Origin of the sequence: Chryseobacterium wanjuense, from assembly GCF_900111495.1 — a bacterium.
In the GTDB taxonomy this organism is placed as follows: Bacteria; Bacteroidota; Bacteroidia; order Flavobacteriales; family Weeksellaceae; genus Chryseobacterium; species Chryseobacterium wanjuense.
Genome location: NZ_FOIU01000001.1, coordinates 2,264,946 through 2,288,235 on the forward strand (window position 1 = coordinate 2,264,946; position 23,290 = coordinate 2,288,235).

Here is a 23,290-nt window from a genome sequence, read left to right on the forward strand (position 1 = left end):
TGAAACCTTGACAAGGCTTTGACTGTTATTAACTAGCCCCGATTGCAACGGCATCCTTTTTTGTTGCGGCCGGAGCGAAGCGGAGGCCGTAACAAAAAAGATACAGTGGAAAGCGGGATTAAGCTCCTAAAATTTTAAATCTATTTTTTCGCTTCCTTCCGTGATTTCTCCGATCTCGTAAGCATCATCCAGAAGGTGTAGAACTTTTTCTGCATGTTCTGCATCTACTACAACGATCATTCCGACACCCATGTTGAATGTTCCGAACATCTCTTCACGAGCTACACCGCCTCTTTTTTCCAACTCCAGCATGATGCTTGGAATTTTAATTTTTGATGCATCGATGGAAGCACATAATCCGTCAGCGATAATTCTTGGAATGTTTTCATACAATCCACCGCCTGTGATGTGAGCAATTCCTGCTACTTGCACCTCATCAAGGATTTTGTGAATGTCTTTATAATATAATCTTGTAGGAACTAAAAGTGTTTCGTACAAAGGTTTTCCTTCGAATTCTTCTTCAAAATCCGGGAATACTTTTCTTACCAAAGAGAATCCGTTTGAATGGAAACCTGAACTTGGCAACGCGATGATTTTGTCCCCTTTTTTAATTTTAGAACCATCAATAATCTGGTCTTTTTCTACGATACCAACGCAGAATCCGGCAACATCATAATCTCCAGGCTGGTACATTCCCGGCATTTCGGCAGTTTCTCCACCGATCAGTGCGCAATTGTTGTCTTTACAAGCCGCTACCATTCCTAGAACGATCTCAGCAGCGATTTCAGAATCTAATTTTCCGCAAGCCAAATAATCTAAAAAGAACAATGGTTTTGCACCGTGACAAAGAATGTCATTCGCACACATCGCGAAACAATCTACCCCGATAGAATCGTATTTTTTTGAGTCTAAAGCTACTTTCAGTTTCGTTCCCACTCCATCGGTTCCTGAAACCAAAACAGGATTTTTGTATCCTCCGATTTCATAGAAAGCTCCAAAACTTCCCAAATGATTCAATACATTGGAATTGTGCGTTTCTCCAACTGCTTTTTTGATCTTGTCAACGGTTTTGTATCCTTCTTCTTTGTCTACTCCTGCTGATTTGTAAGTGTTGCTCATAATATTTTTAAATAATCTAGCAATGTATCACTCTAACAATGTAACAATGTTTTCAACTGGTAAATTGGTACATTGATAAATTGGTACATTTATTTTGTTTTTTATTCAAATTTAGAAAACAAAAAAGCCGACAATCTTGGTAGATTATCGGCCGTTATTTTATCTCAGAATTTCAGAGCCCACAATATTCCCTTTCTTGGAAAAATGTTGATTGTAAGAGGTCTGAATTTTCATCTTTTTTCTTTTTGCAAAGATATTAATTTTAAATTAATATTCAAATCTATTTTTCAAGGATAGATTCGATGGCAGAAATTTTCTTGATTTTCTCTCTTAATTCGTTGTCTTTCTCTTCATTAGAAATTTTTTGAGCCGATTTATCAAAATTATCATTGAAGAAAGGAAGAGAAAAAGTTTCTACAATATTTCCACCGTGAAGAGGGAAACGCTTCGTAGCCGCTTCCAAAACTCCTGCTCCACCTCTACCTCCCGGAGCTGCAGACATAAGTAACATCGGAACTTCATTCCACACCGCTCTGTCTTTGATTCTGGATACCCAATCGAACACATTTTTGAATGCCGTTGAGTACGTTCCGTTGTGTTCCGGTAAGGAAACCAACAGTAAATTGGCTCCGTCAATTTTCGCTGCAAAGTCTTTTGCTTCCTGAGGAACTCCATCCGTTACTTCTCTTTCGTGCTTGTAAATTGGCATTTCGAAAGGATTTAAATCGATCACTTCTACTTCTGCATTTTCAAAAATGGATGCAGCGTACGTAACTAGGTGCTTATTCATCGAAGATTCGGAATTGGTTCCTGCTATTGCTAAAATTTTCATTGTTTTCTATCTATTTTAAAGTAAGTTATTTTTAATTGTTGACACAAATATCGGGAAGATTTTTCTATTGACAAGTTCTTTATTTTTTTTGTTCGAAGGTGTTTTTATTAAGTTTCTGTTTTAACCACCCCGTCAAAAATTCTTTCCGAATTTTCGCCACCTCTCCTGAGGAGGGGAATTTTACTCTGCGAAATTGTACTGCTAAGTTCTTGATTATTTTAAATATGAAGGTAACTCCATTGGGACTTCCATTAAAAGGATTTCTGCGTCTTCGATGGCTTCGATGTTGAAGCTTTGGGTATCCCAGATTCCTAATCCGTCTCTTTCGTTTAAAATCCTGTCGCCCACTTTTGCACTTCCTTTTAATACAAAAACATACACGCCATTTCCTTTTTTGTTGAGCGTATAGTTTTTACCGTTTCCCTTGGTGAAATTAGCCAAATTAAACCAAGCATCCTGATGAATCCAAACGCCGTCATCATTTTTATTTGGAGATAAAATCTGTTGAAATCCGTTGATTTTTTCACCTTCTTTAATGCTTTTCTGGTCATATCTTGGCTCTACACCAGCTTCTCTTGGGAAAATCCAGATTTGTAAGAATTTTACAGCCTGATCTTTATTATTGTTGTATTCGCTGTGCATCACACCGGTTCCCGCACTCATCACCTGAATTTCTCCTTTTCTAATAACCGCCGTTGTTCCCATCGAATCTTTGTGCTCCAAATCACCTTCCAACGGGATGGAAATAATTTCCATATCTCTGTGAGGGTGTGTTCCGAAGCCCATTCCCTGAGTAACGGTATCGTCGTTCAAAACTCTCAGTACTCCGAAATGAGTTCTTTCATTGTTCTGATAATTGGCAAAACTGAATGTATGGTAACTGTCTAACCAACCGTGATTGGCGTGACCTCTTGTATCTGCTTTATGATATACTGTTTTCATATTGTGATTATTTATGGTACAAATGTACGGCTTGCAGCGGCGGGAAATGTTGATGTAAGGTAAGAAAGGTTTTAGTTTTTGGGTTTTTTGTTTAAAGTTTTTTAAGCATTTATTAAAATTAAGCGTTTCGTTTGTCATCCTGGAAGGATCTAGACTATGCTTTTATTGTATTGTTGAGATCCTTTTTAGGATGACAAATGTTGTGAAATTGTTTATGTTGAGATTGCTTCGCTTTGCTCGCAATGACGAATGGTGAAATTACCAACTGCGACCCTAGCCCCGATAAAAACGGTTACCCCGCAACGATGTTGGAGAGTTGGAGGGTTTGGTGTGGGAAAGCGATGGCGTGAGGAGTATGAGTGGATAGCGGGAAATAGCTCCTGAAAATAGGTAATGGGTAATGGGCAATAGATTCTCCGCTTCTTCTGAATGACAGCGTGAAAGGCTTATTTGCCAACAATCTCATCTATTTGTTGACCATTCTCAGCTTCCGAAGGGCTTCCGAAAATATGTTTCCTGTGATTTTCTCCCCAGTTTTTTAAAGATTCTACGACAGGGTGCAATGTTTTGGTGTGATCTGTAGGATAATATTCTATGCTCACGGGATAGGTATCTTTCACCACTCTTTCTACCAAGCCATTTTGTTCGAGTTCTTTTAATTCTTTGGCTAAAACTTTTGAGGTCAGCTTCGGAATGCTTCTTTCGATTTCGGTGAAACGTTTGTTTCCATGGTTTAATGAAATGATAATCTGCAATTTCCACTTCCCGTTGATAACATCTAATGTATCGCGGACAGGTTTTAAGGCCTGCATACAGTCTTTATGATTATGTTGTTTTTCCATTTTCACTTTCCTTTAGGTAACTACTATACTTTGGAAAGTAAATTTACAATAATTTTGTCATACTTAAAAATAAAAAATTAAACAAAATGGCAAACATTTTAAATATCAAAACAAGCATTACGGGAGAAAATTCTGTAAGCAACCAGCTTTCTCAGGCTGTTATTAATCAATTATTGGAAAAAAATCCTGAGAGTAAAGTGGTGGTTCGTGATTTGGCTTTAGAACCGATTCCTCATCTGGAAATCCATCATTTTAATGCTTCGAGACTTACAGATGAGGAAAGAAGTGAGGAACAAAAAGAAGCTTCCAAACACTCTGATCAGTCATTAAAAGAAATTCAGGAAGCAGATATTATTGTGATTGGCGTGCCTTTCTACAACTTCACTTTTCCATCGACTTTGAAATCTTGGATCGACAGTATTTCGGTAGCCGGAAAAACTTTTTCGTACGCAGACGGAACCCCAAAAGGACTTCTGGAAAACAAAAAAATATATCTGAATGTTGCTGCCGGAGGAGTGTATGAGAATGGTCTTATTGAAAATATGGAGCATTATTTAAGAACGTTATTCGGATTTATCGGAATTACGGATGTTGAAGTTTTCATCTCTCAGGGTACGATGGTTCCTCAGCTTAAAGAAGAAAATTTCTCGAAAGCGGTGGCGAAAATTGAAGAATTAGTTTAAATAAAAATTTATTTTAACCACAAAAGATTAACTTGAATGTCTTTTGTGGTTAAATTTTTAAAAGGCTTCTTTTATTTTAGAATTTCTCTTTAAAAAGAAAAGTAAAATGCAAATGAGGATCATACAGACTATAAGAAATTGAAAAATCATGTTGGTTTGATTAGAAAAATTCCCCAGAACATTGGTGATAATTCCTGTTCCGATTTGGTTGGCTGCCATCAAAAATCCGGACACCAAAACAGATAACGTGGGAAATTCTACTGTTCCCCAACCGATTGATCCCGGAAATATGCTTCCCATGAAAAATCCGATCAGAAACATCATTAATACAATGAGACTTATGTTTGGATAAATTAATAAAGATAAAAGCAATCCCGCGACAATTAAAGGAGAGAAAAGGAATAAGTAAGACAAGTCGTTATTTTTTGAGAAAATCCCGAAAAGTAAACGGTTCAAGGCAATCCCACCCCAGAATAAAGACAATCCCAAACTCGCTTTATTATTGTCTAATCCTTGATTTTTGAGAATTATTGCTCCAAAACTTCCGAAAGTACCTTCAATAAAGCCGTACAAAACGATTGCAGTAAAGAAAATCCACAATTTTGACGGAATTTTAAAATGCTTGGGAAGTTCAAAAAATGTCCCTTTTTCCAGTTTTAAAAATAAAAACAGGATAAAAATTATCGAAACTAAGACAAAAATACTTGCGGGAACGTACATCCAATTGTTGACGTTTCCTATCAAATTCATCATCAGTGGGGATGTGGAAGTTCCCAGACCAACCAAAAACTGTAAGATTAAAATTGCAGAAGATTTATCTTTTTCAAATAAACTGGCAGCCAAAGGATTCAAAGTCGTAATGGAAAGCCCAAAACCCGATCCTGTAAATGCTACTAAAACCATTAATACCGGGAAGAGCAAAGATTGATCATTCATGAAAAACTGAAGCATCCACAACAGTCCTGTTGAAATGATCATTAATAATAATCCTACTACTAAAACGATTTTCGAGCCCCATTTATTCACCAAAAACGGCGCTCCCAAACATGAAATTATAATACAAATCACTTGCGGAATGAATAAATTTCCAAACTGTGATGAAGAAAGCTCAAAAAGCGAAGCATCTGTAAAAGCAGTTCCCAAAGCTGGAAACACAACAAAATTAACTCCCGTAAAGAAAGCTGATAAAAAGATAATAACGATTTGGACTATTCTGGAATTCACGATGGTAAAACATTCTTTTTAAGATGATCTCCCACTCTGAGAGCCATCGCGATAATGGTAAGTGCAGGATTCACCGCACCGCTCGAAACAAAAAACCCTCCGTCTACGATATAAAGATTTTCCAGATCATGAGCTTTGCAATGGATGTCTACCACAGAATTTTCCGGATCAACACCCATTTTTGTGGTTCCGTTTTGATGCGCCGGAGACGCAATACTCATTCCTTTGCTGAAATAAATGCCTTTAAACCAGAAAGAATGAAATTTACCTGATGCTTTTAAAGCTTTTATTAATTCATGCTTGAGCAGCTCGTGCCCTTCTTCATTATTCGGAGTATAGCTGATTTTAATTTGTCCGTTTTCCTCCACTGTCACCCTGTTTTCGGGATCAGGAAGATCTTCTGAAGTCAGCCAGAAATCTACGGCATGCTTTGCCATTAGTTCGAAAGTAAAGCCGGGCGCCGGAACCGGACTATCTGCTTCAATCTGAAATTCATCCGACTTCCCCAACAACTGGATATGCCCCAAAGGAAACTCATATTCTCCACCTGCCCGATAAAAATCATTGATTCCGAAAGTTTTTCCAAATTTTGTATAATTAGGTTCCGTGAATAATGCTACCATAGCAGAATTCTGGTGAAACATATAATTTCTTCCCACCTGATCCGAAGAATTGGCAAGACCATTCGGGAATTTTTCATTTTTACTCTGAAGAAGTATTGCGGCAGAATTGATGGCTCCTGCGGAAAGAATTACCAGATTTCCTACAAGATTTTTTGTTTCACCCTCATGTTCTACAACCACTTCAGAAATTCTCGTTCCCGATTCATCGGTATTTAATTTTATAACTTTTGTATTAAGCATCAATTCTACATTGGGATATTCCAACGCTTTTGCCAGCGAGCAAAGGTGCGCATCCGCCTTTCGTTCCGCCGCATCCGGAAAACCATCGAAACGGTCTAAAGTATAAGGAGCATTGATTGTCTTATGAGGGGTAAAATTAACACCAATCGGCAACTCGAAAGGTTTTAATCCATAATCAGTCAGTTCGTCGAAGATCTCCTGAATTCTGGGTTCGTGAGGTAAAGCTTCATAAGGATATGGTTCAGATTCATTCGGTTCGGTGGGATCTGATCCTCTTTTTCCGTGAACATGAAACAGTTTTTCCGCTTCCAGATAATATTCTTTTAAATCTTCATATTTAATCGGCCATTCCGGTGAAATTCCTCCATAATGTTTTATCTTTTTAAAATCATCTTCTCTTAAACGAAAAAGTGCCGCCCCGTAAAATTTGGTGTTTCCGCCTACATTGTAATGCATTCCCGGACGAAATTCTTTTCCATATTTATCCAGCCATAATTCTTTTGTGGTATATCTGTTTTTCTGAAAAACCTCAACAGAATTCCAGTTTTCCTTTTCCACCGGAACATAGTCTCCTCTTTCGATTACCAGAATCTTTTTTCCGGTATCCGCCAGTCGATATGCCATTGTTGCACCTCCTGCTCCGCTTCCTATTATGATGATGTCGTACATTTTTAAATCTTTATTATATCTAAAATTAAAGATTAAAAGTGATGATCAGCTTAATAAAAAATTAAAATTCAATAGATTGTGTGAATAGCAATTGAAAAATTGTATTATAAATAATGTAAAATTTTATATCGATAAGTTTTGGAAAAAGCCTCCTTTTAATTAAATAAAAAAGCGGACTAAAGCCCGCTCCTATTGATTTTTCACAGATTTTCAGAATTTGTGTTTAAATATCAGCATAGTAAAAGCGAACTCTATTGAATCCGCTTTTTGAATATTTTGATTTAAATAAAAGTTAAAAAAAATTAACGGATGAGGGAATAGATTAAAACCCCAATTCCGGCATACACAACAACAGTAATGATATCAGCTATAGGCTGTGAAAAGCGTTTTTCAGCAATTTTCTCACCATTGATCTGGTTCTTATGAAACTTCAGAATTTTTTTAGGATTATGAACAGGATGTGCCACCAGACTGTCACTTTCCCAGCGATCAACTATCACTTTATAAGTTTTACCGTCAACATCAATTCTAACATTTTTTTTAGGCGTAAGTTTCTCCTGAACATTGACAGGAACAGGCGTTTGCGGTGAATACGGATTTTGCGGTGCACCCGTCATGTTGTTCGGTTGCGTAGGAGCATTATTAGCAATAACTGCACTTTTTTTAAACTCCTGATTATTGTCGATCGCTGTATCTACGGGTTTTTTAACCTGATAGGTATAGCAACTCACAAGAGAAAATGATATAATGATGAGATAAAGATTCTTTCGCATGAGCCAAATTTAAGAATTAAACGGAATATTCCATATTTTCTTTTGAAAGATACTGGTTTTTAAAATTTATTTCGGCTGAACAAACCCAGACCCGTTTTATTGATATTTAATTTTACTTTAAAAATGTACCTGCTGAATTTCCTCTTCAATTTCTTTTGGTGTTTCGTGTTCTGATTTTACGAAAAATAAAGTTAAAACAGCTCCCAACAGCATACAAACTCCCCCGACAACGATATAGTCGATGGCCATTTTTCCAAAAATGCCGCTTACAATTGGCCCTCCAAAAATGCCGTTGATAATCTGCGGAATTACAATAAAGAAGTTGAAAATACCCATGTAAACGCCCATTTTCTTTTGCGGAATAGAATCGATCAGCATCGCATAAGGCATTGCCAAAATACTTGCCCACGCAAATCCTAATCCAATCATTGAAATCCAAAGACTGTGGATATCTTTAATAAAATACATTGAAATCAAACCTAATCCACCGCAAGCCAGAGCCAAAGCGTGCGTTTGTTTTTTTCCTATAAACTTTGCAATCGGAGTCAATGCAAACGCAAAGAAAATCGCGTAGAAATTATAACTTCCAAATAAACTTCCTGTCAAATCTCCTGCATCATTGAATTTTACCGAGTGTGTATCCTCAGGGGAAAGTCCGAAATGATGCGTCGCCAAAGCACTCGTCGTGAAAACCCACATCGTAAACAAGGCAAACCAAGAGAAAAACTGTACAATTCCCAGTTTCTTCATCTGGGAAGGAGCATTTTTAAAATCTTTAAAAATATCCGACAGTTTCGACTGGTCTTTTACCATCGGTTTTCCGCCTTCAAAAGAGGCAAATTCTTCCGGTGAATATTCTTTAGTTGTAATAATTGTATATAAAATCGACACAATTAAAACCGCCGCTCCGATGTAAAATGCATAAATCACATTGTCTGCCACAAAGCCTTTTGGAGCTGCATTAGAGACTGATTTTAAATCTAATACCCATTGTGGCAAGCCAAAAGACAAATATTTTCTTAAATAAAAATCTAAATAAATATTGTTCTTCTGAAAATTTGCAAGCCAATTTGGTAATTCGGAGCCAATCACTGCCCCGATTCCAATTAAAATCGTCTGAACGGAAAACCCGATCGTTGCCTGATGTTTCGGAAGCATGTCTCCCACCAAAGCGCGGAAAGGTTCCATCGCCACATTAATAGAAGCATCCATCATCGCAAGGAAAATCACCGCCATGACTAAAACATTGGCAGCCATCATTTGCGTTGCAGAAGCTGCGTTGGGAAGCAAAACCAAACCAATTGCACATAAAACCGCCCCGATTAAAAAGTAAGGTTTTCTTCGACCAAGAGGACTCCAAGTATTGTCTCCCATATGTCCGATGATTGGCTGAACGATCAGTCCGGTAATCGGTGCAACCAGCCAAAACCATGACAATTCGTGAACATCTGCCCCGAAATTAGCCAAAATCCTGCTTGCGTTTCCGTTTTGCAGTCCGAAAGCCATCTGAATTCCCAGAAACCCCATGCTCATGTTGATGATCTGAGCCATGGAAAGGTTGGGCTTTTTTCTTCTTGAAAGTGAACTGTGTGGTGGCTCCATTATTTCGCTTTTAACTGTTGGATTAATGCATCTTCGATTGGAGTTTTTTCCACCACTACCTTATCTACAACATCATTGGGAACGGTTACGGACAGAACGTACTGCTTCACTTTCCATTGTCCACCTATTTTTTCTACCACTCCGGAACCACGGCAGATTTTCATCTGGGTATCCAATAATTCATCAAACCAAGCCAGTTTTCCGTCTTTGCTGAAGTAAATATTTCTTTTTAATGAAGTGAAATTCCAGGTTCTTTTTTTGTCGAAATAAGGTTTTGCCCAAACCATAAATGCTTTTTTATCCCAAATTTCGGTGGCATCTGTCCCGATGAAGGTTGATTCGTCAGCGAAATAATTGAAATAAGCCGTATAATCAGCTTTTGCAGCAGCGATATTGAAACCATCGAGCATTTTGCTGATTTCTATTTTTTCCTTATCAAATTTTGCTTGAGCAGAGAGAGGTGTAAAGCTCAGGGCAAATAAGATGAAGGTTAGGATCAATAATATTTTGTTCTTTTTCATATTTAAATTATTTTTTTCTAACAAACCTAACAGGTTTTGAAGCTGTATGTTTAATTTTTATTTTAATTCAATAATCATCGAGTTTTTTGCTGGTATTGTTAAATTATTTTGTAATGAAAATTCTTTATCAGAGATGATATCTTTTCCTTTTGTAAAACCATTCAGAGATTCTGCAAAATGTTTCAAATCCAATGACTGTTCTTTATCATTATTATTTAACACAACCATTACGCTTTCTTTTTGATTGTATCTAAAATACACAAAAACATTATTCTGAGGAACGAAATTTTTAGTTTTTCCGGTGTGGATGACGTCTTTTCCTTTCCTCCAGTTCAGTACTTTCTGTGTGAACTGATAGAATTCTTTTTGCTCCTGAGTTTGATTGGTCGGGTTAAAAGCATTGACCTTATCCGATTTCCAGCCGCCGGGAAAATCTCTTCGGATATCGGCATCACCACCTTTATTTTTGTCACCGCGCATTCCGACTTCGGAACCATAGTAAATTTGTGGAATTCCGCGAACGGTTGAAATTAAAGTTAACCCTAATTTGTATGCTTTAGGATCATCATTAAAAATTTCGTTCCATCTTTCCGTGTCGTGATTTTCAAAGAAAACCATTACATTATTGATGTCAGGATATAGAAAATCACTGGATAAACTGTTGTAAATACGGTTCATTCCCGTGTCCCAGCCTTCTTTTTCCTTCAATGCTTTCGGCATATCCCCGTACAACATAAAATCCATCACAGACGGAAGGTTTGAATTGTAATTCGCCGCCTCTCCTGTTTTTGAATCCTTTTGCCAGGCTGAAATTTGTCCGGCCGTACTCAGCCATGTTTCCCCGACAATATTGAACTTCGGGTATTCATCGGTGATCGCTTTTGCCCATTTTGCCATCGCTTCTTTATCATTATAAGGATAGGTATCTACACGGAAACCGCCTAAATCAGCGTATTCTATCCACCAAATTGCATTTTGTGTTAAATATTTTAAAACCAATGGATTTTTTTGGTTAATATCTGGCATTGTTGTATCAAACCAGCCGTCTAACGCCACTTTTTTATCAATTTCAGAAGCATTTGTATCAAATTGAGTCGTTGTTTTGTAATTGGAACGCTTGAAACCATTCTCCCCATCATTAAACCAATGAATCCAGTCTTTTGTGGGCAGATCTTTGATCATCCAATGCGAAATTCCCCAGTGATTGGTGACGTAATCCATCACCAGCTTCATATTTCTTTTGTTTAATTTTTGGGAAAGTTCCTTGTATTCTTCGTTGGTTCCGTAGCGGGCATCGATCTTATATAAATCCGTTTGCGCATAGCCGTGATAGGAATAGACTTTTTCGTTGTCTTCGTTCACCGGCGTTAACCAAACTGCTGTTGCACCTAAGTTTTGAATATAATCGAGATTGTTGATGATTCCGCGCAAATCGCCACCATGACGGCCGTTGGGAAGGCTTCTGTCGGCTTTTTCCGTTAAGTTCGGACTTGAATCATTCTTTTCATCACCGTTGGCAAAACGATCGGGCATGATTAAGTACATGACATCCTTGGATGTATAAGATTCTCTGTTGACAGAATTCGGATCTCTTTGTTTTAATTCATACGTGTAAGAACCAATATTTTTTTTACCGTTTTTAGCAATAATCTTAAATTTCGGAACATTGATTTCATTGGTATTTACCGTAACAAAAACATAATTCGGGTTTTCAACCTTCTGAATATCTTTAATCTGAACACCGTCTGACAGCTCAATTTGATTATTGGCAATATTTTTTCCGTACACGAGAATCTGAAGTTCAGGATTTTTCATTCCTTTCCACCAGAAAGCGGGTTCTACCTTTTGAATTTGGGAAAATGCAACAGAAGCTGCGGAAAGTGCGAAAATGGTATATATTTTTTTCATTTCATGATTTTTAACTTAAAAATTTGTCAAAGATTGATTGTGCGCTGTATCTTCTAGCCCCGATAGTAACGGCTACCCCGGAGCAAGCGTTGGATCTACGACACCCAGAGTGACAGCGTTGGCGCGAGGAGTAATAGTGGATAGCGGGAAAAAGCTCCTAAAAAATTAACTATCAAAAAAACTTTGTCAAAGTTTTGAACTTTGACAAAGTTGATTGCGTATTATTTCAAAGGTTTAATAGAAACAGCGAAACCGCCGCTTCTTGCCATTTTGAAATCGATTTTTGATTTGCTTGTGATCTGCTTTTTGTAGATGTGATAGCTCTGCGGATTGTTGATGTAATCGGCATCTTTTCCGTCTTCGTAGATCGTTGCTTCATATTTTTTACCTTTATCCAGGAAAGAGAAATCTACGGTGTAATCACGTTTGTTTTCATCGGTAATTCCACCTACAAACCAGTTTTCGGAACCTTTTGCTTTTCTCGCCGTAACGATGTAATCTCCCGGTTCTGCAGATAAAATTTTCGTATCGTCCCAATCTGCCGCTACATCTTTGATAAACTGGAAAGCATCCATGTGTTTTTTGTAGTTTTCAGGCAAATCGGCAGCCATCTGAAGAGGCATGTACATCGTCACATACAATGCCAACTGTTTTACCAAAGTGGTTTTTACAAAACGCTTGTCTCCAGGGAAATAATAATCCAATTTGGTTTGGAAAATTCCCGGCGTGTAATCCATTGGCCCTCCCATCCATCTGGTAAAAGGAAGAATCGTCTGATGCTCGGGATTGTTTCCTCCAAAAGCTTCGAATTCTGTTCCACGAGCCGCTTCTGCAGAGATCCAGTTCGGATATGTTCTGCTTTCACCTCCCGGACGTACGGATTCATGGGAGTTTACCATGATTTTATATTCGTTTGCTTTTTCGGCAATTCTGTAAAAGTGATTGATTGTCCATTGAGAATAATGGTGTTCCCCTCTTGGGATGATATCACCTACATAACCGGTTTTCACGGCATCGTACCCATATTTATTCATCAATTGGAATGCTTTGTCTGCCCATCTTTCATAGTTCGTTGCAGAACCTGAAGTTTCGTGGTGCATAATCAACTTAATTCCTTTTGAATGAGCATATTCATTTAACATTTTAATGTCAAAATCAGGATATGGCGTGATAAAATCGAAAACATATTCTTTTGAGTGACCGAACCAGTCTTCCCAACCGATGTTCCAGCCTTCGATTAACAATCCTCCGAAGCCGTTTTCTGCTGCGAAATCGATGTATTCTTTTACTTTATCGTTGTTGGCTCCATGCTTTCCGTTAGGCGTTAATTTTGAAAAATCGGTCACACCAAGACGAACATTGGATTCGGGCTGACCATATGCCCACTGGGATTTTCCGATGATCATTTCCCACCATACGCCCATATATTTGGTTGGGTGAATATAAGAAGTATCGGTATATTTTGTAGGTTCGTTAAGGTTAAACATCATTTTTGATGCTAAAACTTCCTCTGCTTTTGGAGAAACAATGATTGTTCTCCAAGGAGAGACAGAAGCCGTCTGAATATAACCTTTTGCGCCCTGTCTATCCGGAGTAAGGTGCGTTTTAAACTTAAAATTAACAGCATCAACTTCCAGATGGGAAGCCGGATAATCAATTACTGCCGCTTCACCAACATTAACATATAAAGGTGATTTTCCTTCTTTTTTAAGCATTAAAGGAGACTGAACAGCGTTTTTCACCATCTGCTGTGATGCGTTGCTGTCGAACGCCGATCCCCATTTTGCAGGAATTTCGGAGATGTTGGAAGTTTGTGGTAAATATTCCTGAGAATCATAATCTGCCGCAATCCACCATGCTTTCATATCCGTCGGGAAATCAATTTCAGAATCTTCTTCTTTTATGATGAAATAGTTCAGGTTTTTCTGTTGAGGAAACTCGTATCTGAACCCTAAACCGTCGTTGAACAATCTGAATTTAACAACAATATTTCTATCGGTTGAAGCCTGATTCAGTGTGATTGCCAGCTCGTTGTAATTATTGATATAATTTTTCTTTTCCCCTAAAACAGGTTGCCAAGTTTCGTTTTTGGAATCTCTTTTTTCGTCTGTTTTTGTAAAACCGTTGTTAAGATCATTTTTTACATCTTCAGGCTTTACGATTTCTGAGGCAAATTGTATCGCAGAATCTTTAAATAATCTCAATCCCAATTTGGAATCTTCCACCACTACATTTCCGTTGTATTTCAGGTTGTAGTAAGGTACTCCCTGTTTCAGTTGAAAGTTCATTTCAAACTTCCCGTCCGGCGATTTTAAAGATTGTGCATTAACACCAACAAACATCATCGAGAACAATACTGCTCCCATTGTAATTTTCTTCATAATGATTCTTTATAAACTTTAAAAATAAAGAAAGTGCTGCCCAAAAGCAACACTTTGCTATGTAAATTCGATTTATTTTACAATTTTGTAATAGTCAACTTGTAATTGGCTGAATTATGTAAATCCAATTCGATTTTATAATTTCCTGCAACATCCACTTTGTAATTTGGATCTCCCGTGACTGTATTTTCTGAGCTCAGATAAGTTACTACACCTGAACCTGAAGTCAGCGTCTGATCCGAAGATTGTGGCTGGAATTTCATTGCCCAATCATCATTAGCCCTGAATTTAAATGATCCTGAAGTATTCAATGCAATAGAATTGATGACAAAAGTTTTGGTTGCCGGATTGTAAACAAAATCTGTATCCGATCCCCAACCTGTCGGAGTAGCGTCGCCGATGATTCCGAAATTGGCTTTTATTGATGAATATGTATTTGCAGCCCAGTCGGCTTTGATATAATATGTCCCAGCTGTGATTGCCTTAATATTAACTTCACCACTTTCTACCAACTTACCCGTGAAAGTACCGTCGTCTCCTTTATCACCTGTCCAGTCTTGGTTGATGGTAAATTTGTATTCGCTGTTTGGAGCTGTAACAAAAATAAACCCTCTGTATTCATTATTTTTCCCTGGAGAGAATAAGTTTGGAGAATTCCCAGGAGTCCAGTCTGCATATCCTGCTGCTCCGGCATAACCTCCCGGAACATTGATTTTAGGATATACCAAATCCGGATTTGGGGTGTATGGGGTTACGGTAAGATTGATTACGTTTGAGTAGAAGGCCGCGGGGCCTGCAGAAGTTTTTAATCTTACTTCAATATTATTAACGATGTCCGGAGTTGCTCCCAAGTTGAACATCAATGCATTTAATCCCGCATGGGTAATCGATCCTGATGTAGCATCATTAGCAAAGTCGTAGGTAACACTTTTCTTAAAGTTTTGTCCTTTGATCCCAAATTCTACCTGCTGAGTAGGAACGATCGCTATATTAAACTGTGATTTTTGCCATGTAAAACTGATAGCCGGGTTACCCGCTATAATCTCACTTAAAACTACAGCCGTTTTATCAGATGAAAGCTTGCTTGCACTTACTTCGTTTAATATTGCCTGATCCTCGTCTTTCTCACAGGAAAATACAAGAAAACTTACAAAGGCTATTGTTAATATTTTAAATAATTGTTTCATTTTGATAGTGTTTTTTTATTAATAACCAGGATTCTGAACCAAGTTTGGATTGGCAACGATATCTTTCGCAGGAATTGGATAAAGGTTTCTGAAATCTTCTACACTTTTACCATCTTTAATTCCTCCTTTCCAAGGCCACAGATAAGCTCCGGTTGTAAACTTCCCATAACGGATAAGGTCTGTTCTTCTTGTCATTTCCCAGCCTAACTCTCTTCCTCTTTCATCAAGAATAAAATCCAAATTGATAGAAGAAAGAGGCGTAGTATATCCTGCTCTTGTTCTGATATTGTTAATGTATTGTAAAGCTGTTGCTGAATTACCGTTTCCTCCTCTCAAAGTTGCTTCAGCATACATCAAATAAATATCTGCTAGTCTAAATAAAGGAATATCAGCATCACAGAAATTTTTAGCACTATCAGCGCCAAATTGACCTGTACTTGTTAAATTTTTATATTTAATAAATGCATAACCGTCAGTAAACTCTCCTAAATTATTAATCTCAAGGTTTTGTCCATTTGTATAGAAGTTCCCTCTCTGATCACTAGAGTTTGTGAAAAGTGCAACGTATGATTTAGTAGTTCTTATACCACCCCATCCGCCATTGATTCCGAACATACTTTCAGAAGGCATAGATCCTCCGACAGGTGCATGAACCATATAAGTAGACCCTCCGGAAGTCTGAATATGAACTCCATCGAATAAAATAGGGAAGATCGTTTCAGAATTATTCTTATCATTATCTGCAAGGAATAAGTCAGCATATTTTGGCTTTAAAGAATATCCTGCTGCTATCACTTTATCGCAATAAGTAATTACATCATTATTACGATTACTTCCGTTATAGATAGGAGCATTTAAGTAAAGCCTTGCAAGTAATGACCAGGCTGCAGCCTTATCTGCCCTACCATAAACATTGGTTCTTGCATCTTTCATATCATTAGCCACAGCTAATAATTCTGACTCTACAAAATTAAATAAATTTGCACGGGTAATCCTTTGTGGAGGTGTAATAGATCCTGGCAAGTAGCTTTCATCAACAAAAGGTACATTTCCATATAAATCTAAAGCATAATAATAGGACAGAGCTCTTAAATATCTAACCTCTGCTCTCATGTATTTTGCCTCTGTAAGATTATCACCCGTAATATTGTTTGAAGCAAGCTTTTCGTCTGTTACATTTCTTAAAAATTCATTACAGAAGGCAATTTCAGTATAAATTCTATAATACATCCCTGCAATAAATTCACTTGAAGAGTCCCATGTCATCTTATGAATGGTCTGTAAAGTACCATCATTCCATGCGATGACAGCTTCATCTGTCGGTAAGGTCTGTAATGTATATAATAGTCTGGTATATTGTGAAAAGTTCCCATCAATACCATTGATATCAGAACTTCCACCATTGCTTTCTTGTCCGCCATTAGCAAATCCTCCATACACTTTTGCTAATGCATTGGGATAATTTGCAAAATCATTAAAAACATTCGTTGATGTAACTCCTGTTCTTGGTTCCTGCTCTAAATCTTTTACGCAAGAAGTTGAAATAACCAATAACCCAAATGCTGCCGCTATTGTTATTTTTTTGAAAATATTTTTATTAGGTTTCATTTGTTTTTTCTAATTAAAATTGAAAATTAAGTCCCAAAGAATACACTTTTGGCATTTGATAATAGCCATTATCTATATTTCCGAAAATCTCCGGATCTACTCCTGAATATTTAGTGATTACAAATACGTTTTGTAACATTCCATAAACTTTCAGGCTGCTTCCTTTGCTGAATATATCTTTAAAGTTATATCCTAAATTCACATTATCCAATCTGAAAAATGAAGCATTCTCTACAAATAAATCTGAGAAGTATCTTGGTAAAGAAAACTGATATTCAGGCGTGGAAGAATAAACATTTTGAAGATAGCTATTGGTAGAAGCCGATTGTAATGAACTGTTAGAAGCTGCATTATTATAAACGTAATTTCCTAAAACAGCTCTCGCACTAAATCCAAAATCCCAATTTTTATAATTTAATTTGGTATTAAACCCTAAAATAGCATCTGGTTGAGTTGATTTATAATAGTACATATCATTTGAGTTGATAATACCATCACCATTTCTATCTACATAAACTCCGTCAAGAGGTTTTCCATTTGTATCATAAACCTGCTGATAAACCAAAAATGAATAAGGCTGATATCCAACAGCATGAGCCTGAATTTTGTTTCCTACACCTCCTGTAATATCTCCTACTGCTATAAAGAAAGAATTATTTGCTGCACTCACAAGATTCGTGATTTTAGAATTATAATGAGTTGCATTGAAGGATAATTCCCAAGTTGTATTTTCATTTTTCACGGGAACAACTGTTATTGCACCTTCAATTCCATTGGTATCCATTGTACCAACATTTAGAATATTATGGTTACTTAAGTCACCTGCCGCAATTGGAGAATCAACTAATAATTTTTCAGCTTTTTTCTTAAAAATATCAATTGATCCAAAAATTCTGTTATTTAAAAAACCATAATCAATTCCTAAGTTTTGAGTGGTTGTTGTTTCCCATGTCAAATTAGGATTATAAATATCCGGTCTTAGCATATAATAATATTGTGAACCGAATTGATACTGTGCACCCGGAACACTTGGGCTGTAAGAAGCAAAAGCAGGGTAGTAATTATCTCCTAATTCATTATTTCCTGTTTTACCCCAACCTGCTCTTAATTTTAAAGTATTAAGCCCTGAGTCTTTAAGAAATTCTTCTTCATTAATTTTCCAAGCAACAGAGATACCAGGGAAGTTACCCCAAAGATTATCTCTTGTGCCATTAAAGAATCGTGAAGAACCATCTCGTCTTATTGATCCTGAAATGATATATTTATTAGCTATCGTAAATATTGCTCTTCCATAAAATGAAAGTAGAACTAATTTTCTGTCAATTGCATTTACCTGTCCCCCTGTTTGGTTATTACCTTGATAAGTAACTACAAGTGGAGCCGTAGTATGAAAATCCTGATATGAATATCCTGCCGTAAAGTCTACATTCGTATTCAGGCTTGTAATATTCTTAGTATAATTGAAATATGTTTCCAATAACTTATTTTTCTTTTCCATAGAATAAGGTCTGTAGGAACCTAAAACACCTATTCCAGATTTATAAGCCGGATTAATTGTTGTAGCACCTTCTCCTTTTGAATAATCGTATCCTGCATTTACATTAAAGTGTAAGTCAGGCAGAAAATGAAGTTTATAATCCAATTGGATATTTCCTAATGCTCTCCAAACAGATGAAACATCTCTTACAGCTTCTAATTGAGCCACTGGATTGGCAGTTGCATTTACATTAAGCCCTGTTGCTGAAGCTGGGTCAAGCCATTCATAGTAACCACCATAATTGGAATTTCCCGAATATACAGGCTGAGTAGGATCAAAATAAGTTGCATTTGCAATTGCACCCGTTGCCGGAAAACGATTATCCGTAAAGGTACCTTTAGCATTAATATTTACACTTAAATGATTATCCAAAAACTTAGGATTAAGATTTAATGCAGCAGAAGTTCTACGGAACGAATTGGTTCTTACAATACCGTTTTGTTCATTATATCCTAATGATAATCTATATGGTAATCCTTTAACTCCTCCAGATACAGCCACATTATTATCTGTTCCCCAAGCTTTTTGATAAATCTGGTTCTGCCAATTAGTATTTGCATTTCCTAACCTGGCTATATAAGAAGGTGTAGCATTCTGATTTACAAAGGCTCTGAATTCATCAGCATTTAGAACATCTACATTTCCCATTTTAGTAGATATAGAAGCCAATGTAGAGAAATTAACTTTTAATTTACCCGCAGACCCTTGCTTAGTTGTTATTAAAATTACCCCATTGGATGCTCTGTTTCCATAAATTGCAGTTGCAGATGCGTCCTTTAAAATATCGAATGATTGAATATCATTTGGATTGATTAAAGAAAGAGGGTCAGCAGCTCCACTTATCCCACTAAAATCCTGTGGAACACCATCAATAACAATTAATGGAGATTGAGACCCGTTTAAAGATCCAATCCCACGAATCCTAATAGAAGTTCCTGATCCTGGTGCTCCACTATTTCCCACAATAGCAACTCCGGGGGTTTTTCCTTGAATTAATTGCCCTGGCGAAGTGGCACCACCATTGAAATCTTTCGCACTAATAGAGGAAATTGATCCTGTAAGATCCGTTTTCTTCTGCTTCCCATATCCAATGAGCACAACCTCTTCTATTTTTTTCTCTTTTTGTGTAGAGTCTGTCTGCGCATGAATCATTGTACTTGCCAATAAAAATGCAGGCGCAATTTTTAATACCGTTGTAAAATTTTTCACAATATTGTTTTTTATATAGTTTCGTTTTTTTAATAATTTTTGGCAATGAGCCAGCTATGCAATTTATAAAAAAATTAGAATTATCATAAATTTATTTAAAATTTAGATAATTTTATGTAAATTTCTTGATGATTATAAATCAAATATCTGTTTTTCATTTAATTACATCAAATTATGCGAAACATAATAACTTATTAGAATTAATATAAGTTAAACATTTGTTTAACTAAATGTAATATTTCATCGCATCGCAGAGCCGAAAAACCTCATAAAAACAGCAATTACCATAACTTTCAAGGATAATTCTTATCTTTGCAGTTAAAACTTTACTATAAAATGTCAAACAGAAAGATGATTACGGCAGCTTTGCCTTATGCAAACGGCCCGGTTCATATAGGACATTTGGCAGGTGTATATATTCCTGCGGATGTTTACGCAAGATTTCAGAGAAGATTAGGAAAAGATGTAGCGTTTATCTGTGGTTCGGATGAGCACGGAATTCCTATCACCATAAGAGCTAAAAAAGAAGGAGTTACCCCTCAGGATATCGTTGATAAATACCACGAAATCATTAAAAAATCTTTTGCAGATTTAGGGATTTCATTTGATGAATATTCTAGAACGACCTCTAAAAAACATTATGAAACCAGTCAGGATTTCTTTAAAGTTCTTTATGAAAAAGGGAAATTCACGGAAGAGGTTTCTGAACAGTATTTTGATGAGCAGGCTAATGAATTTTTAGCCGACCGATACATCGTGGGGACTTGCCCGAATTGTGGAAATGAAAACGCTTACGGTGATCAGTGTGAAAGATGCGGTACTACCCTTTCTCCGTCTGAATTGATTAATCCAAAATCAATGCTAAGCGGAAATGTTCCTATCCTTAAAGCAACAAAGAACTGGTATCTTCCATTAAATGAATATGAAAATTTTCTGAACGAATGGATCATTGAAGGCCACAAAGACGACTGGAAACCAAACGTTTACGGACAGGTTAAATCCTGGCTGAACGAAGGCCTAAAACCTCGTGCCATGACCAGAGATCTGAACTGGGGAGTTCCGGTTCCGCTTCCGGATGCTGAAGGAAAAGTGCTGTATGTATGGTTTGATGCGCCGATCGGATATATTTCTTTCACCAAAGAATGGGCGGAGAAAAACGGAAAAAACTGGAAAGATTACTGGCAAAGTGAAGGAAGTGATTTGGTGCACTTTATTGGTAAGGATAATATTGTGTTCCACTGTATTATTTTCCCTGCGATGATGAAGGCTCACGGAGATTTTATCATGCCAGCGAATGTTCCGGCTTTTGAATTCCTTAACCTTGAAAATGATAAAATTTCGACTTCAAGAAACTGGGCAGTCTGGGCTCATGAGTATGTTGAAGATTTCCCTGGACAACAGGATGTTTTAAGATATGCTCTTCTTTCATCTGCTCCGGAAACAAAGGATAATAATTTTACATGGAAAGATTTTCAGACGAAAAATAATTCTGAGTTGGTAGGAATTTTCGGAAACTTTATTAATAGAGTTGCGGTTCTTATTCATAAATATTATGACGGAATTGTTCCTCAAGGTGATGCAAACTCTCCTGAATTAAAGGAAATTAATAAATCCGCAAAAGAAATTTCCGGATTCCTTGAAAATTATGAATTCAGAAATTCTTTGACAGCATTAATGAATTTAGCACGCTTCGGAAACCAATACCTTCAGACTGAAGAGCCTTGGAAAACGATTAAAGACAATCCTGAAAAGGCGGCTCAGTCTTTATTTGTCGGCGCTCAGATTGCGGTTGCTTTAGCGCAGTTGTGCGAACCATTTATGCCTTTCAGTTCTGAAAAATTATTGAATATGTTTAATGTTCAAAAACAAAGCTGGAGTGATATTGAAACTCAATCGGTTTTAATTGAAACAGGTCATAAAATCAATGAATCATCGCTTCTTTTCTCAAAAATTGAAGACGATGTTATTGAAGCCCAAATCCAAAAGCTGGAAGACACCAAACAAAATAATAAAAAAACAAACCCTAACGCCAACCCTATGAAAGACGAAATCACTTTTGATGATTTTACAAAAATCGACTTGAGAACTGCCACTATTTTAGAAGCTGAAAAAGTAGAAAAAGCAGATAAATTATTGAAACTTAAAGTAGATACAGGCGTAGACATAAGAACGGTAGTTTCCGGAATTGCAGAAAGCTTCACTCCGGAAGAGGTAATCGGAAAGCAGGTGATGATCTTATTAAACCTTGCTCCAAGAAAAATCAGAGGAATTGAATCTCAGGGAATGTTGTTATTAACGACAAAAGCTGACGGAAAATTGTCTTTTGTAACACCTGATGAAACGGTTGAAAATGGTATTGAGATCGGATAATTTCAATATTTTAGATATAGAAAAGACGCATAATTAATGCGTCTTTTTTTATTGTCATTGCGAGGAGCGAAGCGACGAAGCAATGACATACAGTACTACTTCTTGGTCAGTTTTGCTAGATAAGAATCCTCATCCTGCAAGACTTTTTCAATCTTAAAACCATTATTTTCCGCGGCATTTTTTAAAGTGTTAAAATCAAGATACAGCCATTTTATAGGGTCTTCCGATTCGCCTTTGTAATGGACAATATAATCCAGTTCACCATAATATCCTTCTGCCGGAATATAAACTCCCCCATCTTCATCACGGTCGAACATATATAAAATATCGGTGCTGTCGATAAAAACCTGACCATTTTTATTCAACAAAGAATATAATTTTTTAAGATAAATATCAATAACGGTAAGACTTTGGAAAATCCCCGTTCCGTTCATCAATAACAAGATTGTGTCGAAATTCTCCCCGGAAAAGTGGAGCATATTTTCAGCTACAGCTTTTTTGATTCCCCGCAATTTGCAGATCTCAATAGCTTTTGGTGAAATATCCAATGCTGTCACCTCAAGATTTCTTTCATTTTGAAGATATAAGGCATGCGAGCCCGCTCCTGCTCCGATATCCAACGTTTTTCCCTGAGCTAATTGAAGTGCCTTCTGCTCAATACCGTTCATCTCTTCGAAGTCTCTGAAAAGATAATCGACAGGAAGCTCATCCAGTTCGGAAATTGAAGTTTCAGTCTGCAGATCTTCAGGATTTTCGTTGTGATAGTAGTCCCAGATGGCCTTACCCATTAAGTCTTTCATAGTCATTTTTAAAAGTGTAAAGATAAAGTTTTTGAATTGAATACGGGTTTCGGGGTGCGAGTTTCGAGTTTCGAGTTTCGAGTTTCGAGTTTTGAGTTTTGAGTTTTGTTCATAAAACTTTATAGGTTTGAGGAGGATCTAAAACAGCATCTGAATTCCCCTCCTCCGGAGGGGTGGCGAAAATTCTAAAGAATTTTTGACGGGGTGGTTTTCAACAGCG

At 37.0% G+C, this 23,290-nt stretch carries 17 protein-coding genes; 2 read left to right on the forward strand and 15 right to left on the reverse strand.

All coding sequences use genetic code 11. The features are described 5' to 3' along the window. Window positions 1-126: 126 nt before the first annotated feature. The 4 genes from purM to BMX24_RS10095 form a co-directional block, all read right to left on the reverse strand. Window positions 127-1,119: a phosphoribosylformylglycinamidine cyclo-ligase gene (gene purM / locus BMX24_RS10075; RefSeq protein WP_089792132.1), complete on the reverse strand. Its 993-nt coding sequence runs from the start codon at window positions 1,117-1,119 to the stop codon at window positions 127-129. A 280-nt stretch (window positions 1,120-1,399) separates the two neighbouring features. Further along, window positions 1,400-1,951, reverse strand: a complete 552-nt coding sequence (locus tag BMX24_RS10085; protein WP_089792136.1) for an NADPH-dependent FMN reductase — start codon at window positions 1,949-1,951, stop codon at window positions 1,400-1,402. A 213-nt stretch (window positions 1,952-2,164) separates the two neighbouring features. Next, window positions 2,165-2,893 (reverse strand): pirin family protein, encoded by a 729-nt coding sequence (locus tag BMX24_RS10090; protein WP_089792138.1) that lies wholly within the window; start codon window positions 2,891-2,893, stop codon window positions 2,165-2,167. Between the two features lie 446 nt (window positions 2,894-3,339). Beyond that, on the reverse strand, window positions 3,340-3,735 hold the full coding sequence (locus BMX24_RS10095) for a winged helix-turn-helix transcriptional regulator (RefSeq protein ID WP_089792140.1): 396 nt from the start codon (window positions 3,733-3,735) through the stop codon (window positions 3,340-3,342). Between the two features lie 86 nt (window positions 3,736-3,821). Between BMX24_RS10095 and BMX24_RS10100 the strand changes: the two genes are divergently transcribed. After that, window positions 3,822-4,418: an FMN-dependent NADH-azoreductase gene (locus BMX24_RS10100; protein ID WP_089792142.1), complete on the forward strand. Its 597-nt coding sequence runs from the start codon at window positions 3,822-3,824 to the stop codon at window positions 4,416-4,418. A 57-nt stretch (window positions 4,419-4,475) separates the two neighbouring features. Here BMX24_RS10100 and BMX24_RS10105 read toward each other — a convergent pair whose 3' ends face one another. From BMX24_RS10105 to BMX24_RS10150, 10 genes are all read right to left on the reverse strand, one after another. Beyond that, complete coding sequence (locus BMX24_RS10105; RefSeq protein WP_170835684.1) at window positions 4,476-5,642, reverse strand: MFS transporter; 1,167 nt, start codon at window positions 5,640-5,642, stop codon at window positions 4,476-4,478. Further along, a complete protein-coding gene (locus BMX24_RS10110) occupies window positions 5,639-7,174 on the reverse strand; it encodes a GMC oxidoreductase (protein WP_089792146.1) in 1,536 nt (511 codons plus the stop codon). The genes BMX24_RS10105 and BMX24_RS10110 overlap by 4 nt, the downstream gene beginning before the upstream one ends. A gap of 302 nt (window positions 7,175-7,476) precedes the next feature. Beyond that, window positions 7,477-7,947 (reverse strand): hypothetical protein, encoded by a 471-nt coding sequence (locus BMX24_RS10115; protein ID WP_089792148.1) that lies wholly within the window; start codon window positions 7,945-7,947, stop codon window positions 7,477-7,479. Between the two features lie 117 nt (window positions 7,948-8,064). Further along, complete coding sequence (locus BMX24_RS10120) at window positions 8,065-9,549, reverse strand: MFS transporter (protein ID WP_089792150.1); 1,485 nt, start codon at window positions 9,547-9,549, stop codon at window positions 8,065-8,067. Further along, a complete protein-coding gene (locus tag BMX24_RS10125; protein WP_089792152.1) occupies window positions 9,549-10,070 on the reverse strand; it encodes a nuclear transport factor 2 family protein in 522 nt (173 codons plus the stop codon). Before BMX24_RS10125 ends, BMX24_RS10120 begins: the two co-directional genes overlap by 1 nt. Window positions 10,071-10,127: 57 nt before the next feature. Next, entirely contained in the window at window positions 10,128-11,978 is a 1,851-nt protein-coding gene (locus tag BMX24_RS10130; RefSeq protein WP_089792154.1) for a glycoside hydrolase family 13 protein, read from the reverse strand. Window positions 11,979-12,199: 221 nt separating this feature from the next. Then, entirely contained in the window at window positions 12,200-14,359 is a 2,160-nt protein-coding gene (locus tag BMX24_RS10135) for a glycoside hydrolase family 97 protein (protein WP_089792156.1), read from the reverse strand. Between the two features lie 77 nt (window positions 14,360-14,436). Then, window positions 14,437-15,546 carry a SusE domain-containing protein gene (locus BMX24_RS10140; RefSeq protein WP_089792158.1) on the reverse strand — a complete coding sequence of 370 codons (1,110 nt, stop codon included), beginning with the start codon at window positions 15,544-15,546 and terminating at the stop codon, window positions 14,437-14,439. Window positions 15,547-15,564: 18 nt separating this feature from the next. Continuing rightward, on the reverse strand, window positions 15,565-17,154 hold the full coding sequence (locus BMX24_RS10145; RefSeq protein ID WP_089792160.1) for a RagB/SusD family nutrient uptake outer membrane protein: 1,590 nt from the start codon (window positions 17,152-17,154) through the stop codon (window positions 15,565-15,567). Window positions 17,155-17,167: 13 nt separating this feature from the next. Next, window positions 17,168-19,900, reverse strand: coding sequence for a SusC/RagA family TonB-linked outer membrane protein (locus BMX24_RS10150; protein ID WP_089792162.1), 2,733 nt, complete (start codon window positions 19,898-19,900; stop codon window positions 17,168-17,170). A gap of 336 nt (window positions 19,901-20,236) precedes the next feature. Here BMX24_RS10150 and metG point away from each other — a divergent pair, with 336 nt between their 5' ends. Next, window positions 20,237-22,270 (forward strand): methionine--tRNA ligase, encoded by a 2,034-nt coding sequence (metG, locus tag BMX24_RS10155; protein WP_089792163.1) that lies wholly within the window; start codon window positions 20,237-20,239, stop codon window positions 22,268-22,270. 95 nt (window positions 22,271-22,365) lie between these two features. Here metG and BMX24_RS10160 read toward each other — a convergent pair whose 3' ends face one another. Beyond that, the gene (locus BMX24_RS10160) at window positions 22,366-23,070 is read right to left on the reverse strand and encodes a class I SAM-dependent methyltransferase (protein ID WP_089792165.1); all 705 of its coding nucleotides are present in this window, start codon (window positions 23,068-23,070) and stop codon (window positions 22,366-22,368) included. Window positions 23,071-23,290 lie beyond the last annotated feature (220 nt).

What these genes read in the sequence shown, in the direction of transcription:
- BMX24_RS10160 (WP_089792165.1), bottom strand. Translation starts at nt 23,070, where the DNA reads ATGAAAGACTTAATGGGTAAGGCCATCTGGGACTACTATCACAACGAA.
- BMX24_RS10115 (WP_089792148.1), bottom strand. Translation starts at nt 7,947, where the DNA reads ATGCGAAAGAATCTTTATCTCATCATTATATCATTTTCTCTTGTGAGT.
- BMX24_RS10095 (WP_089792140.1), bottom strand. Translation starts at nt 3,735, where the DNA reads ATGGAAAAACAACATAATCATAAAGACTGTATGCAGGCCTTAAAACCT.
- BMX24_RS10135 (WP_089792156.1), bottom strand. Translation starts at nt 14,359, where the DNA reads ATGAAGAAAATTACAATGGGAGCAGTATTGTTCTCGATGATGTTTGTT.
- BMX24_RS10125 (WP_089792152.1), bottom strand. Translation starts at nt 10,070, where the DNA reads ATGAAAAAGAACAAAATATTATTGATCCTAACCTTCATCTTATTTGCC.
- metG (WP_089792163.1), top strand. Translation starts at nt 20,237, where the DNA reads ATGTCAAACAGAAAGATGATTACGGCAGCTTTGCCTTATGCAAACGGC.
- BMX24_RS10110 (WP_089792146.1), bottom strand. Translation starts at nt 7,174, where the DNA reads ATGTACGACATCATCATAATAGGAAGCGGAGCAGGAGGTGCAACAATG.
- BMX24_RS10085 (WP_089792136.1), bottom strand. Translation starts at nt 1,951, where the DNA reads ATGAAAATTTTAGCAATAGCAGGAACCAATTCCGAATCTTCGATGAAT.
- BMX24_RS10120 (WP_089792150.1), bottom strand. Translation starts at nt 9,549, where the DNA reads ATGGAGCCACCACACAGTTCACTTTCAAGAAGAAAAAAGCCCAACCTT.
- BMX24_RS10100 (WP_089792142.1), top strand. Translation starts at nt 3,822, where the DNA reads ATGGCAAACATTTTAAATATCAAAACAAGCATTACGGGAGAAAATTCT.
- purM (WP_089792132.1), bottom strand. Translation starts at nt 1,119, where the DNA reads ATGAGCAACACTTACAAATCAGCAGGAGTAGACAAAGAAGAAGGATAC.
- BMX24_RS10090 (WP_089792138.1), bottom strand. Translation starts at nt 2,893, where the DNA reads ATGAAAACAGTATATCATAAAGCAGATACAAGAGGTCACGCCAATCAC.
- BMX24_RS10145 (WP_089792160.1), bottom strand. Translation starts at nt 17,154, where the DNA reads ATGAAACCTAATAAAAATATTTTCAAAAAAATAACAATAGCGGCAGCA.
- BMX24_RS10140 (WP_089792158.1), bottom strand. Translation starts at nt 15,546, where the DNA reads ATGAAACAATTATTTAAAATATTAACAATAGCCTTTGTAAGTTTTCTT.
- BMX24_RS10130 (WP_089792154.1), bottom strand. Translation starts at nt 11,978, where the DNA reads ATGAAAAAAATATATACCATTTTCGCACTTTCCGCAGCTTCTGTTGCA.